Genomic DNA, 14891 nt, shown 5'->3' with positions numbered 1-14891 from the left:
TGTCCATCCGGTACGCGTAATATGAGGGGACAGACACGCAAACTCGCTATTCGTAATCGCTGACGCGCAGGCTTCGCAAGATCATTCATTCGTAGTTCTGTGGTGTAAATTTTATCGCTTTGCATCGCATGTTGGAGATATCAGACAGCGGTTAACCGCCCATTTTTTTCAGGCATTTCATGATATCAGCACCTTTGCCCAGCACCGGTTTAAAAATATCCCCGATCCTGGCCACTCTTTCAGGCATCGTGTAAATATCAAATTGCGAGGGGTGCAGTCCTTTTTTTACTTCTTTCCAATCGAGCGGCGCCGATACAGTAGCACCCTTTTTAGGACGGACACTGTAAGCGCTGGCAATAGTTTGGCCTTTCCGGTTTTGAAGGTAATCGACGTAAATTTTTTTCGTTCCCCTTTTCTTGAGGTTGCGCTCCAGTGTCGTAAAATCAGGCAATAATTCTGTCACCTTCATCGCGGTGAGATGCGCAAAGTTTTTAACATGTTCATAGTCGTATTTGTCAGCCATTGGTACGAAGACATGGAGACCCGAAGAGCCGGAGGTTTTACAAAAGGATTTTACCCCACACTCATCCAGCACTTGCCTGGTGGCGAGCGCTGTATCGATCACTTGTTCAAACGTATTGTTCTCACTGGGGTCTATATCGATGATCATGTACGTCGGAGATTCCTGTTTTTTCGTAGTGCTGTTCCACGGGTTCATTTCAATACAACCCAAATTCGCCAGGTAGATCAGGGTGGCTTTGTCGTTGCACACGATATAATCGATATTTTTCTGGTTGCTTTCCGAGAACACCTCGATCGAGGTCACCCAGTCGGGGGCGGTGTCTCCCGCGTCTTTCTGGTAAAAGCTGCTGCCGTTTATGCCATTCGGAAATCGGTTCAGGCTTTCCGGGCGGTCCTTCAGATACGGTAAGATATATTTTGACATTTGATCATAGTAAGCGATCAGGTCCCCCTTCGTAATTCCCTCGTCCGGCCAATACACTTTTTCCTGGTTGGTCAGCTTCACCTCCTTTCCCCCTATTTTGATCGCGCCATCTTTAGTTGTCTTAGCAGACGCTTTCGTTGGTGTTGCCGACTTTTTTGCCGGCGCCTTATTAATTGTTTTTTTTGCTGTTTGCTTCGCCATTACGTTTTCGTTTTTTGGGATAGTTACTTCTTCGGCAGATTTGTCTATTCTGAGGCCCATAAATACCGGGTGCCTGAAAATATGTTCCTTGGTGAGCTCGGTGAACTTGATGTTGCAAACCAATTTAGGTTCTACCCAGGTTGCGGGCATATTTGTTTTAGGGGTCACTTCAAACGGAGACTTTTTCCTGATCAAGGGCTTTAGTTTGCGCGCCATTTCTGATAGCGACGGTTCGTCGAAGCCAGTTCCTGTGTGGCCCGCGTAGATCAATTTACCGTCCTGATAACGGCCGAGGATCAGTGCGCCAAACTCTTTTCTTGAACCGCGCGGCGCCGTAAAGCCCGCAATGATCACTTCTTCGGTATTATGATGTTTGATCTTTAGCCAATCTCCGCTGCGTTGGCCGGCAATATAGGGAGCAGACGCCCGTTTCGCGATGATTCCTTCAAGGTTATTTTCTTTGGCTACTTTGAAAAAGTCAACCCCGTTTTTTTCAATATGATCACAATATTTGATGAAATCATTCTCAATCAGCGCATCTTTCAGCAGCTCTTTTCTTTCCAGGTTGGTTAGCGATTGGGTGTCGTGGCCGTTTAGATACAACAAGTCAAAGACATGATATACCAATGGCACGTCGGGGTGCTCGCCAAAATGTTGTAAGGTCTGGAAGTCCGGCAGGTTGTCCTCGTTATACGCTACAATTTCTCCGTCGAGAATCATTTCATGTTCCTGCTCTTGCAGTGCTTCCGCCACCGGCGTAAACTTGCGATCAAAGGAAATCCCGTTCCTGGAGTATAGTTTTAATTCTTTGCCAATCTCTGCGATGGCGCGGTAACCGTCCCATTTGATCTCAAAGATCCAGTCAGGATCATCAAAGGGATCTTTGCCCAGCGTAGCGAGCATGGGACGCACAAAATCTTTTAACTTTTTTTCACCTGACAGATAAGCCGCATAGCGTTTTGTTTTTAGCTCCGGTTCAGCGATTTTTTTTTTACTGCCGCTTTTTTAGGAGCGGTTTTTTTACTTGCCTTTGCTTCAACGGCCTTCGTGACCTTCGATCTCTTCTTTGTAAATTTTTCCGCGTCGTATTTCGTTGTCACGGCGTGCTCATCTTTATGTTTGATAAGCAACCACGCGTTACCGGCGTCTTCCGTTTTCATTTTTACCAGCGCAAACTCGCCCTTTAGTTTTTTGCCATGAAGGATAAATTTAAGTGACCCGCTTTTCAATTCTTTCAATAGAACCGTTTCATCCTTTTTGCTGCTGTCTTTCTGCAGGGCTTCATAAGTGCCTTCATCCCATATTTCGACTTCCCCGGCGCCGTAATTTCCTTCAGGAATGGTTCCTTCAAAAGTGCGGTAATCATATGGATGGTCTTCTACCATCATGGCCAGCCGTTTATCTGCCGGGTTCAGCGAAGGTCCCTTGGGGACCGCCCAGCTTTTTAAGACGCCTTCCATTTCCAGCCGGAAGTCATAGTGCAGGCGCGTAGCCGCATGACGTTGAATCACGAACTTCAGTTCTTTACCTGCTCTCGTCACTTTTCCTTCAGGCTCAGCGGTAGAAGAGAAATTTCTTTTCTTTTTATAGGTAGTAAGTGTTGCCATAATTTAGGAGGCTTTCTTTTTTGCAGACAAGCTTGCTTTCAATTGTTCCATCAGGTCTTTTGTCTTCACGTGCGCCACTCTCAATTTCGGGGTTGTTACTTTTTTGCCTTTTGCTTTCGCTTCAATCACTTTCATCAGCTTGTCGGAATAAGTATCTTTATAAGCTGAAATATCAAACTTTTCAGAAAGTTGCTCGATCAGCGTAACGGCCATTTTTAACTCAGCGGGCTTCACCGTGCGTTTCGGAATGGACAGATCTGTAGGCTTCCTGATCTCCTCGGCATACCGTATTCTCTGAAACAGGATCATATCTTCATAATGTCTTAATATGCCCAACACTTCTTTATTCCGCATCACAAAAGTTCCGATGCCGGCCATCTTGGTTTTCTTCAAAGCCTCTGCAAGGAGGGTGTAAGGAGCTTCTCCATTCTTCTGTGGCTCAAGGAAATAGGGCGTTTCGAAGTAGACGCTGTCAATTTCTTCTTCTTTAACAAAGGAGTCGATAGATAATATTTTTGTCTTTTCAGGGCTGGCTTTTTCAAAATCTTTCTCATCCAGCACAATATATTTCCCGTCATAGTCGTAACCCTTCACAATATTGCCCCATTCCACTTCTTTTCCGGTTTTTTCGTTTACCCGCTTATACTTGATATGGCTGAGATCTTTCTTGTCCAACATATCCAGACTTAAGTTGCTTTCTTCGGTGGCTGAATACAATTTCACGGGGATATTTACTAGGCCAAAACCAATGGCTCCATTCCAGATTGCTTTCATTCGTATATTTTTTAGTGTTTAGGGCGATCTGTTAATCGGGCGTGATCCTATGATTGTACTCGATTTGAGCGAAAAAGATCACATTTGTTGTGCGTTGTAATGTTACTTCCTGACCGGTTCAAATGTTAAGCGATCAATCGCCTGTAGTCGAGAAAACAAAATTGATACCAAAGGATTGAAAGGCAGCGTCGTTGCGTGAGATTCAATAGTTCTTGTTGACCCCATCTCCGTGATTGTCCGGGGCAGAGTGCTCTTCATTGCTTCATCAGGTACCGAATTTGTCTTACACGGTCGCAAGCTGTACCTTAGGGCGATCTCTAACTAAGCATTATTGCTTTATAACTTTAAATCATGAAGAAAGTATCGTTTTTTTTGCTGACCGTTTTCGTTGCCATGGTAGCCCAGGGGCAAAAGCGAATGTCCGGAAATCCTGTATTTACAGGCTGGTATGCCGATCCGGAAGTGGCTGTTTTTAACAAAGAGTTCTGGATATTCCCAACGTTTTCTGCTCCTTACGGAAAGCAGGTGTTCCTGGATGCTTTCTCTTCCAATAACTTGGTTGATTGGAAAAAACATGCGCGGATTGTTGATACCGCTGCTGTGAAATGGGCTAAAAGAGCCATGTGGGCGCCTGCTATTATTGAAAAAGACAAAAAATATTATTTATTCTTCGCTGCCAATGACATTCAAAGCGACCAGGAAACCGGTGGGATAGGAGTGGCTGTCGCCGGCAAACCTTCCGGTCCGTTTAAAGATCTGCTGGGAAAGCCGCTGATTGATAAATTTCACAATGGCGCCCAGCCTATTGACCAGTTTGTATTTAAGGACAAGGACGGACAGTATTACATGTTTTATGGCGGCTGGCGTCATTGCAATATTGCCAGATTGAAAAGCGACTTCACCGGGTTTGAGCCCTTTGAAGATGGCACCACCTTTAAGGAAGTAACTCCTGAGAAATACGTTGAGGGTCCTTTTATGTTCATTAGAAACGGCAAATATTATTTCATGTGGTCAGAAGGAGGATGGACCGGTCCCGATTACAGCGTTGCCTATGCCATTGCCGACTCTCCTATGGGTCCGTTCAAAAGAGTCGGAACGATCCTTCAACAAAATCCGGCGATTGCGACAGGAGCGGGCCACCACTCCGTACTGCAGATTCCCGGGAAGGATGAATACTACATTATTTACCACCGCCGTCCGCTGACTGAAAAAGACGGTAACTCCCGCGTGGTGTGCATTGACAAGATGGAATTCGATGGTCAGGGCTTCATTAAGCCGGTGATCATCACCAATGAAGGCGTGGCTCCCAGGAAAATAAAATAATTGTAAAATGTACAATTATTTGTCTATTTTAGCGGGTAAAAATTGCGGCCATGTTGCAAGATGTTTATGTTATTGGAGTTGATTATGGATCGGATTCGGTCCGGTCAGTGATTGTAAACGCCGGGAACGGGGCAGAAGTGGCGGCATCGGTATTCGAGTATCCGCGCTGGAAGCGGGGCCTCTACTGCGATGCCGCTGCCAATCAATTTCGTCAACATCCTCTTGATTATGTTGAAGGCTTGGAGTCAACCATCAAAGAATGTATTGCAAAAGCGGGCGCAGATATAGCCAGGAACGTTAAAGGTATTTCGGTAGACACCACCGGTTCTACGCCTGTAGCCGTGAATGAAACAGGCACGCCTTTGGCATTAACACCGGAATTTGCTGAAAATCCCAACGCCATGTTTGTGCTTTGGAAGGATCACACGTCCATTAAAGAGGCAGACGAAATCAATAAGCATGCTGCTAAATTTGATACCAACTATCTGCAATATGTGGGCGGTATTTATTCCAGTGAATGGTTCTGGGCCAAGCTGCTTCACGTTTTTCGTGAAGATGAAGCGGTGAGGAACGCCACAGCCAGTTGGGTAGAGCATTGCGACTGGATACCCTTTTTGTTAACCGGTGGCAGTGACGTAAAGGAATTAAAGCGCGGCGTTTGCTCAGCGGGGCATAAAGGGCTTTGGTCCGAGGCGTTTAATGGGTTTCCTCCAAATGATTTTTTTGCCAGCCTGGATCCGCTCCTCGATGGATTTACCGCTAAACTTCCCGATGAAACCTATACCGCCGATCAGGCGGCCGGACATTTATCAGCTGAATGGGCCAACAAATTGGGCCTTAGCACAGATGTAGTCATCGGTATCGGTGCGTTCGATGCGCACATGGGCGCTGTCGGCGGACAGATAGAACCTTATTTTCTAAGCAAGGTCATGGGGACTTCTACCTGCGACATGCTGGTTGCTCCGTCAGATGAAATAGGAGACAAGCTGGTACGGGGTATTTGCGGGCAGGTACCTGGCTCCGTGATCCCGGGAATGATGGGCCTCGAGGCCGGACAAAGTGCTTTCGGGGATATTTACGCCTGGTTTAAAAACCTGCTCTCATGGCCATTACAGTTCCTGGAAAGCGAAACCGAACGCCGGGCGGTAGAGTCCAGGATCATATCGGCGTTAGCATCAGAAGCCGCCAAACTTCCTCTGCATGATGAAGATGAACTGGCCGTCGACTGGCTAAACGGCCGTCGCACGCCCGATGCCAGCCAGTTGCTCAAAGGCGCTATTAGCGGCCTCAATCTGGGTAGCGACGCCCCGGCCATTTTCAAAGCGTTGGTCGAAGCCAGCTGCTTTGGCGCCCGTGCCATCGTGGATCGGTTCAACCGGGAAGGCGTGCCGGTAAAAGGCCTGATAGGGGTGGGCGGTGTCGCACGTAAAGCGCCTTATGTCATGCAGGTTATGGCAGACGTGATGAACATGCCGATCAAAATACATCGCTCAGAACAAACCTGTGCAACCGGTGCAGCCATGTTTGCCGCTACAGCTGCAGGTCTCTATCCGAACGTGCAGGAGGCCATGAATGCGATGGGCCAGGGATTCGATGCTGAATACCATCCGAACCCTGAAAATGTAGCATATTATGCCCGGCGCATGAAAAAGTACGAAGACTTTGGGCAATTCATTGAAGCGAATTAGTGCAAGTTGATGTTCATGGCATGTGAACGTTGAACATCCAAGACTAAACATCAAACTTCAAACATCCAACACTGAATCATGAACTATAAAAATATACGTGAAGCTGCCTACGAAGCGAATATGCAACTGCCGCGCCTCGGGCTGGTATTGTTTACATTCGGAAATGTAAGCGAGGCAGATCGTGACCAGGGTGTATTTGCGATCAAACCCAGCGGCGTAGCTTATGACGATCTTTCTCCGGAAAAAATGGTCATCGTCGACTTTGAAGGCCACACCGTAGAAGGAACGCTTAATCCTTCGTCTGACACAAAAACGCATGCGGTTCTATATAAACATTGGGAAGGTATCAATGGTATTGTGCATACGCATTCAACCTACGCAACAGCATGGGCCCAATCGCAGCGGGACATTCCGATCTTTGGCACCACGCACGCTGATTACAATACGGTAGATATTCCCTGTGCGCCGCCTATGAGCGACGAAATGATCCGCGGTAACTATGAGTATGAAACTGGTTTCCAGATCATGAATTGCTTTCAGGAAAGGGGACTTGATTATAAAGAAGTAGAAATGGTGCTGGTGGGTAACCATGCACCCTTTACCTGGGGCACAACCGCTGCAAAGGCAGTACACAACAGCGCTGTGCTGGAGCAGGTCGCTAAAATGGCATTGCTTACCGAGCAGATCAATCCGCAGGCTCCGCGATTAAAGCAGGCTTTAATTAATAAACATTACGAGCGGAAGCACGGGCCGGACAGCTATTATGGGCAGGCGTAGTTGATGGGTTTGTAAGACCTGCAAGGTTTCGAAGATTTCGCAGGTCTTACAATGAGAAGAATATCCAGGATAAGTCATGTACAACTGTACAAGAATGCCGACCCGAAAAAATTTCATTCCATCAATAATTTTAAAATAATTTCATGATTGAATTAAAAAAATTAGAGGTGTGGTTTGCCACAGGCAGCCAGAACCTTTACGGAGAGCAGACCTTGATTGAAGTGGCCGAACACTCTAAAGAAATTGCTGCTTACCTCAATACGCATAGTGCCATTCCTGTTTCGGTAATTTACAAAGGCACTTTAAAGTCCACGGAAGAGATTTATAACTTTTGTGCTGAGGCGAATCACAGCCAGGATTGTATCGGCGTGATCACCTGGATGCACACGTTTTCACCGGCGAAGATGTGGATCAACGGCCTGAAAATATTGCACAAGCCGTTATTACATTTTCATACCCAATACAACCGCGATATCCCCTGGGGGTCGATCGACATGGACTTTATGAACACCAACCAGTCTGCTCACGGAGACCGTGAATTTGGTTTTATGGTAAGCCGTATGCGCAAGCGCCGCAAAGTGGTAGTGGGACATTGGAAAGATGATCAGGCAATCGAACGCATTGCTGTATGGAGCAGGGCGGCTGCAGGATGGCACGACTGGCAAGGTGCCCGCTTTGTCCGTTTTGGCGACAATATGCGGTACGTGGCGGTAACAGATGGCGATAAGGTGGAAGCCGAGCTGCGCTTCGGATATAGTGTGAATACACATGGCATAGGCGACCTGGTAAAAGTGATCGATGAAGTGAGCGAAAAAGAGGTGAGCGACCTGATCGCAGAATATGCTGACACTTATCATATCATGGACAGCCTGCGCGAAAACGGCACGCAATACCAGTCGCTGGTAGACGCCGCCAAAATTGAGCTGGGCCTGAAGCATTTTCTCCAGGATGGCAATTACAAAGGATACAGTGATACTTTTGAAGATCTTTATGGGATGAAGCAGTTGCCCGGTATCGGCTCCCAGCGTATGATGGCCGCGGGCTATGGCTTTGCGGGAGAGGGTGATTGGAAAACCGCGGCCCTGGTTCGCGCTATGAAAGTAATGGGCGCCGGCCTGCCTGGTGGTAACTCCTTTATGGAAGATTACACTTATCATTTTGATCCCAACAACTCGCTCGTATTAGGTTCTCACATGTTGGAAATTTGTCCTTCCATCGCAAGCGGGAAGGCAAATGTAGAGATCCATCCACTGGGCATTGGTGGTAAAGAAGACCCGGTGAGGCTGGTGTTCAACGCGCCGGGTGGTCCCGCTTTGAATGCGTCGGTAGTGGACATGGGCAATCGCTTCAGGTTGCTGGTGAACGAAGTAGAAGCGGTGGAACCCCAGAACGATTTACCCAAACTGCCCGTGGCGCGCGTGCTCTGGAAACCTTATCCGGATATGAATACCGGCTGTGCGGCCTGGATCCTGGCGGGTGGGGCTCACCACACGGGGTATTCCCAAAATCTGACTGCAGAGCATCTCGAAGATTTCGCGGATATGGCAGGCATAGAATTTACGTTGATCAATAAAAATACGGACCTCTACAGCTTTAAAAATGAGCTGCGGTGGAGCGATGTGTATTACCAGTTGAATAAAAACTAATAAAAATGTCTTCGGTACACATTTTTATTAATTATATTAGCAAACTTTTTTAACAACTTTCAATTTTGCTGTCAATATGAGTAATAATTTGGGCACGCTTGACTACGTAGTGTTTTTTACCTATTTCATCCTGGTTGCATCGTATGGTTACTGGGTTTATATGCGCAAGAAAAAAGCGACGGTATCCGCATCGCACGATTATTTTCTTGCCGAAGGATCTTTAACCTGGTGGGCTATCGGTGCTTCACTGATCGCTTCCAACATTTCTGCCGAGCAGTTTATCGGGATGAGCGGAGAAGGTTTCTTTGTCGGCGTAGCGGTGGCTGCCTATGAGTGGCTGGCTGCAGTAGCCCTGATCATTGTGGCTATCTGGTTTATTCCGGTTTACCTGAAAAACAAGATATATACGATGCCCCAGTTCCTGGAAACACGTTACAATAAGTCGGTATCGCTCATAATGGCCATCTTCTGGTTATTTCTCTATGTGATCGTAAACCTTACTTCTATTCTTTATTTGGGTGCATTGGCGATCGATACCTTACTGGGCGGTGGTTATCTGCATGTGATCATGATCGTATTATTGATCATGGCGCTGTTAATAGGTTTGGGAGGTATGAAGGTGATTGGTTATACAGATGTGATCCAGGTAGCGGTGCTCATCATTGGCGGTTTTGCCACAGTTTATATGGCTTTGCAGATCGTGGATCAGCGGATCAATGGCGCTGAGATTGGAAGTGCCATTGCCGGCTTCAAAGCCCTGCTGAACGAGGCGCCGGGACATTTTAACCTGATGCTCGACAAACCTCAGGTTACTACCACGACCCTAAGCATGCCAGAAAATCTGGACGTTCAGAAATATGTGGTACTTCCAGGCCTGGCAATGTATTTTGCCGGTCAGTGGATCGTGAACCTGAACTACTGGGGATGTAACCAATATATTACACAGCGGGCGCTCGGTGCTGATCTTAAAACTGCGCGTACGGGTATTCTATTCGCCGGGTTCCTGAAAATATTCATGCCGGTAATCGTGATGCTGCCTGGTATTGCGGCCTATGTGTTACACAGCAAGGGGCAGCTACCCGGTTTTAGCGGAGTTAAGGACGGAGCTTATTCTGCTATTTTGGGATTTTTGCCTGTCGGTTTAAAAGGATTGGCGGTGGCAGCCCTGACAGCGGCGATCGTGGCTTCACTCGCGGGTAAAGTAAACAGTATCTCTACGATCTACACGCTTGATATTTATAAAAAGTACCTGAAAAGTGATGCGACTGAAATTCAAATGGTAAGAACCGGTAGATGGGCCATTATCATCGCGATGTTGATCGCGCTGGCCTTTACCTGGACAGATGCATTAGGCATTGGCGGAGAAGGCGGCTTTACATTCATTCAAAAATATACCGGCTTTATCAGCCCGGGTGTGTTCGCCATGTTCCTATTAGGAATGTTCTGGAAACGTACGACAGGAACGGCAGCCCTGGTGGGTGTAATACTGGGCTTTGTGCTGGCTATTTTCTTTAACAGCTACGCTGTTGACATTTTCGGTAAAGAAACCTGGATGTATACTGCCTTTACTTACGAAAAAATGGAAAAAGGTGTAGTGCATACGATCACTGAAATTCCGTTCCTCATTAACATGGGCTGGTCCTTTGTGATTACGGTAGCCGTGATGATCGCTATCAGTCTGGCCGGTCCTAAAGTAAATGCAAAAGCATTCGCTATTGACAAGAGCATGTTCAAAGTCGATCCAAGGACGCTCATTTTGGTGGTGGTTACGTTACTTTTGATCACTGCGATTTATGTGAGATTCTGGTAGAAGTTACAGAACCTTCATTATAGGCGGCCAGGAATTATCCTGGCCGTTTCTTTTGAATGAAGCGCAGGTACAATTTTTGACCAATCATTTGTATGGCGCAATACACAGCTTTTGCAGAACAGGAATTGAGAAAATGGCAATTTAAAATGCTGAAGGAACCCGGAATGCTCGGTAAATTGTCTAAGAAAACGCAGGATAAGATCAACTCTTATATCCCCGAAAAAGTGCATCAGGCAATAACGGTTGTCGTCAAGCAAATGATACGTGGCGTTCTATTTGGTGCAAAATATACCACTGAAAAGCCGTGGAAAGATCGCTCGCTTATGGAGCGGGAGCTGGTCGTGAAAGAGAAAATTAAATTTTACCGGAGCACGGCGGCTGTCGAAGGAGGGATTACCGGTGCGGGTGGCATTTTCCTCGGCCTGGCCGACTTCCCCCTGCTGCTGGCTATTAAGCTAAAGCTGTTGTATGAGATCGCTTCTGTTTATGGGTTCGACCTGAACGATTATAAAGAACGTGTTTACCTGTTGCATATTTTTGAACTTGCCTTTTCCAGCAGAATGCACAGTAAAAGCATTTACCAGAAATTGGTTAACTGGAAACAGGTGTCGCAGGCACTTCCTGACGACATCAACCAGTTTGACTGGCGAAAATTTCAACAGGAATACCGGGACTATATTGACCTGGCAAAAATGGCACAGTTACTTCCGGTAATCGGTGCACCTGTGGGCATTATAGCCAATTACAGTCTTATAAGGAAACTTGGCACAACAGCCATGAATGCATACCGGATGCGACTGTTAGATAACTAACAATAAAAATCAGATAAAAAGCCTTTTATTTACCCTCCAAACCATTTACATGAAATCAACTTTTTCGTTTTTTGCCGGGCTATTGATTGTAGCCTTTGCCTGTAACAATACACCGTCGGCACCAGACAACGTTGGCGACGACAGTCTAGTGGCGGCTGCAGATTCCCTTCCTGCGGACAGCGTCGTTGCGGATGCTGATACAGCTAGTCTTGAGCCGGGCATTGATACGGCGGCCTACAACAAACGGATGCAATGGATGGCCAACGGCGATAGCTCTGGCAGATGGCCCGCTAAGGGCCCTTATCCGGTAAGGGGCGCCATTTTTCCTTTCAAACGCGTAATTGCTTACTACGGGAATTTGTACTCAAAAGGCATGGGGATCTTAGGGGAACTGCCCAAAAAAGAAATGATCCGTAAATTGAAAGGGGAGGTCGGTAAATGGGAGGCTGCTGATCCTGAAACGCCCGTCGTTCCCGCATTACATTATATTGGCGTAACGGCGCAGGGAGCTCCGGGGTCAGATGGGAAGTATCGGTTGCGTATGCCGCTTCACCAGCTGGATACCGTTCAAAACTGGGCCCGGGAAATAGGAGGATTAGCCTTTGTAGATGTGCAGGTAGGACTCAGCCGGTTGCAGGATGAATTACCGCGCTTTGAACAACATCTGAAGTCTCCGGATTTTCATCTGGGTATTGATCCGGAATTTTCCATGAAGGGAGGAAACAAGCCAGGAACCGTGATTGGAAGCTTCAATGCTGACGATATTAATTATGCCATCAGTTTCTTGGCAAAAATTGTAAAGGACAATAACCTGCCACCCAAAATACTTGCGGTGCACCGCTTCACCAACGACATGGTACAACAATACAAATCAATCAAAAAAGTCCCCGAGGTGCAGGTGGTGATCGATATGGATGGTTGGGGAGGAAAAGAATTAAAAGCAGGAACCTGGAAGAGGTATATTTACGAGCAGCCCGTCCAGTTTGCAGGATTTAAAATATTTTATAAGAACGATTTGAAGAAAGGCTCCAAAGGGTTATACACACCGGCAGACCTTATGAAATTTAAGCCTATTCCGATGTACATCCAATATCAATAGCACCTGGTAGCTTAAAGCTAAAAAGCCTGGAAGAATTTCGTTTCTTCCAGGCTTTTTAGTATATAAAGCTCAGTCGTTTAATAATCTCCTAATGTCTCGGGCAATTGCTCTAATGCTTTGGCCAACTGCTCGTCATTGGGGGCGATACCATGCCATTCATGCGTACCCTCCATGAAATCGACGCCTTTTCCCATTGCGGTATGCATCATGATCGCTACCGGTTTGCCCTTTCCTGAAGCCGCTTTGGCTTTGTCAAGACCGGCGATTACGTCGTCCATATCATTACCGTTCATTTCCAGCACATGCCATCCGAAGGCCTCAAATTTTTCATGCAGGTTGCCCATGTTTAACACCTTATCAGTAGGGCCATCGATCTGCTGGCCGTTCCAGTCAACCGTTGAGATCAGGTTGTCCACCTTATGATGCGCTGCAAACATAACAGCTTCCCAGATTTGTCCTTCATTCAACTCTCCATCACCGTGTAATGAATAAACAAGTTTATCGTCTCCATTCATCTTTTTCGATAATGCAGCACCAATCGCCACGCTCATTCCCTGACCCAATGATCCGCTTGCTACCCTGACACCGGGTAAATGTTCGTGTGTAGCAGGGTGCCCCTGCAGGCGGCTATTGATCTTTCTGAAAGTAGCCAACTCCTTGATATCAAAATAACCCGAACGTGCCAGGACAGAGTAAAATACCGGGGAAATATGACCGTTGGACAAAAAGAACAGATTTTCATTCTTTCCCTCCATATTAAAGGACGGATCGTGCTCCATTACTTTGAAATAAAGGGCCGTCAGGAAATCTGCACATCCCAAAGATCCACCTGGATGCCCGCTTTGTGCACCATGAACCATTCTGACTATATCTCTTCTCACCTGAGAAGCTATTTCTTGCAATGTTGCCATCGTTTTAGTTTTTGATGAGCTGCAAAAATGCGTTTTTTTTATAAAAGCTTGAAATATTGTTTGAAGCGGCGCCCGATAAAAAACCGGCTCGAAAATTGTTTTTAAGATGGGATTGTCTACTTTTGTACAACCTTAACCTTATCGAATGCTTCAAATATTCGTGACCACTATAATTTCGTTTATAGTAGCCTTCTTAGCAATACCGGTGATTATTCATATAGCCGATAAAAAAAAGCTGTATGACATTCCCGACGAGCGAAAACTACATAAGCACACTATTGCGTCACTCGGTGGCGTGGGGGTCTTTATCGCCTTTGCTTTTTCCTGTTTGCTCTGCATCAACTTCCGGCAGCAACCCGAATTCCAGTATTTTTTTGCAGCACTGTTTTCCATATTTTTTATCGGCCTGAAGGATGATATTATCGCCTTGTCAGCCTTTAAAAAATTTATCGTCCAGATCATTGCAGCAGGAATTGTTATCCATCTCGGTGGCCTTAAGATTGACAGCTTGTACGGCATTTTCGGTATAACCGATCTGGATCCGATGTACGGCATTCCGTTGACATACATAGCCATAATTTTAGTAGTGAATGCCTACAATCTTATTGATGGGATCGATGGCCTTGCCGGAGGACTGGGCCTTATGACAACGCTTTTATTAGGAACTTATTTCTTCCTGGCCGGCCTTCCGGCATATGCGGCATTTTCCTTCTCATTGTCTGCTGCGCTCGTGGCATTTTTGATCTTCAATTTTCACCCGGCAAAAATATTCATGGGGGATTCCGGGTCGCTGCTCATTGGCCTGGTTTCTTCGATACTCGTTCTAAAATTTATCAATGTAGCTAGCAGCTCTGCAGCATTTTTGCCCATCAGTTCTGCAGCGGCCGTGGGTGTCACGCTGTTATTAGTGCCGCTGGCAGACACGATCAGAGTTTTTGCTATTAGAATTTTAAAAGGCCGATCTCCTTTTTCACCAGACAGGAACCACATTCACCATATTTTACTCGATAAAGGACTAAGCCACTCTTCAGTAACACTGGTGTGTGTGTTTGCTAATGTCCTCATCATCGGCGGTGTTTATTTTGCCAGAAACCTGGGCAACACCGTTCTCCTGATCTCGGTATTTGTGCTGGCGGTGTCCGCAATCGGGGCATTATATACCACTCTGCCCAAGCGCCGGCTGGTTGTTCAGCGCCAGATCGTTTCCGTTTTACAAGACAGAAGAGCTACCTCTAAAGTAATTGATCTGAATACTAAGCAACACGTTCCGGCCGAAAAAGCCCAGGGCTAATTAATA

The 14891-nt window shown here is 46.5% G+C and carries 12 protein-coding genes; 8 read left to right on the top strand and 4 right to left on the bottom strand.

Annotated features, from left to right (window positions below):
- Nucleotides 1-151: 151 nt before the first annotated feature.
- The 3 genes from ligD to ku form a co-directional block, all read right to left on the bottom strand.
- Nucleotides 152-2050 carry a DNA ligase D gene (ligD, locus tag ACU37H_RS07830; protein ID WP_472702365.1) on the bottom strand — a complete coding sequence of 633 codons (1899 nt, stop codon included), beginning with the start codon at nt 2048-2050 and terminating at the stop codon, nt 152-154.
- Nucleotides 2051-2112: 62 nt separating this feature from the next.
- A complete protein-coding gene (locus ACU37H_RS07825; protein WP_472702085.1) occupies nt 2113-2754 on the bottom strand; it encodes a DNA polymerase ligase N-terminal domain-containing protein in 642 nt (213 codons plus the stop codon).
- A 3-nt stretch (nt 2755-2757) separates the two neighbouring features.
- A complete protein-coding gene (gene ku, locus ACU37H_RS07820) occupies nt 2758-3528 on the bottom strand; it encodes a non-homologous end joining protein Ku (RefSeq protein WP_472702086.1) in 771 nt (256 codons plus the stop codon).
- 351 nt (nt 3529-3879) lie between these two features.
- Between ku and ACU37H_RS07815 the strand changes: the two genes are divergently transcribed.
- The 7 genes from ACU37H_RS07815 (at nt 3880) to ACU37H_RS07785 (ending at nt 12683) form a co-directional block, all read left to right on the top strand.
- Nucleotides 3880-4851: a glycoside hydrolase family 43 protein gene (locus ACU37H_RS07815; protein ID WP_472702087.1), complete on the top strand. Its 972-nt coding sequence runs from the start codon at nt 3880-3882 to the stop codon at nt 4849-4851.
- Nucleotides 4852-4901: 50 nt separating this feature from the next.
- Nucleotides 4902-6539, top strand: a complete 1638-nt coding sequence (locus ACU37H_RS07810; RefSeq protein WP_472702088.1) for a ribulokinase — start codon at nt 4902-4904, stop codon at nt 6537-6539.
- 78 nt (nt 6540-6617) lie between these two features.
- A complete protein-coding gene (locus tag ACU37H_RS07805) occupies nt 6618-7316 on the top strand; it encodes an L-ribulose-5-phosphate 4-epimerase (RefSeq protein WP_472702089.1) in 699 nt (232 codons plus the stop codon).
- A gap of 143 nt (nt 7317-7459) precedes the next feature.
- Nucleotides 7460-8962, top strand: coding sequence for an L-arabinose isomerase (gene araA / locus ACU37H_RS07800; protein WP_472702090.1), 1503 nt, complete (start codon nt 7460-7462; stop codon nt 8960-8962).
- A gap of 76 nt (nt 8963-9038) precedes the next feature.
- Nucleotides 9039-10772, top strand: coding sequence for a sodium:solute symporter family transporter (locus ACU37H_RS07795; RefSeq protein ID WP_472702091.1), 1734 nt, complete (start codon nt 9039-9041; stop codon nt 10770-10772).
- A 92-nt stretch (nt 10773-10864) separates the two neighbouring features.
- Nucleotides 10865-11584, top strand: a complete 720-nt coding sequence (locus ACU37H_RS07790) for an EcsC family protein (protein WP_472702092.1) — start codon at nt 10865-10867, stop codon at nt 11582-11584.
- 49 nt (nt 11585-11633) lie between these two features.
- Nucleotides 11634-12683, top strand: coding sequence for a hypothetical protein (locus ACU37H_RS07785; RefSeq protein ID WP_472702093.1), 1050 nt, complete (start codon nt 11634-11636; stop codon nt 12681-12683).
- A gap of 77 nt (nt 12684-12760) precedes the next feature.
- Here ACU37H_RS07785 and ACU37H_RS07780 read toward each other — a convergent pair whose 3' ends face one another.
- Nucleotides 12761-13594, bottom strand: a complete 834-nt coding sequence (locus tag ACU37H_RS07780) for a transketolase (protein ID WP_472702094.1) — start codon at nt 13592-13594, stop codon at nt 12761-12763.
- Nucleotides 13595-13739: 145 nt separating this feature from the next.
- Here ACU37H_RS07780 and ACU37H_RS07775 point away from each other — a divergent pair, with 145 nt between their 5' ends.
- Nucleotides 13740-14885, top strand: a complete 1146-nt coding sequence (locus tag ACU37H_RS07775) for a glycosyltransferase family 4 protein (RefSeq protein ID WP_472702095.1) — start codon at nt 13740-13742, stop codon at nt 14883-14885.
- Nucleotides 14886-14891 lie beyond the last annotated feature (6 nt).

It is taken from the genome of Niabella sp. ZPM-14, assembly GCF_055693045.2.
Note: the sequence above shows the minus strand (reverse complement) of the source record. Positions and strands in the feature narration are given on the sequence as shown.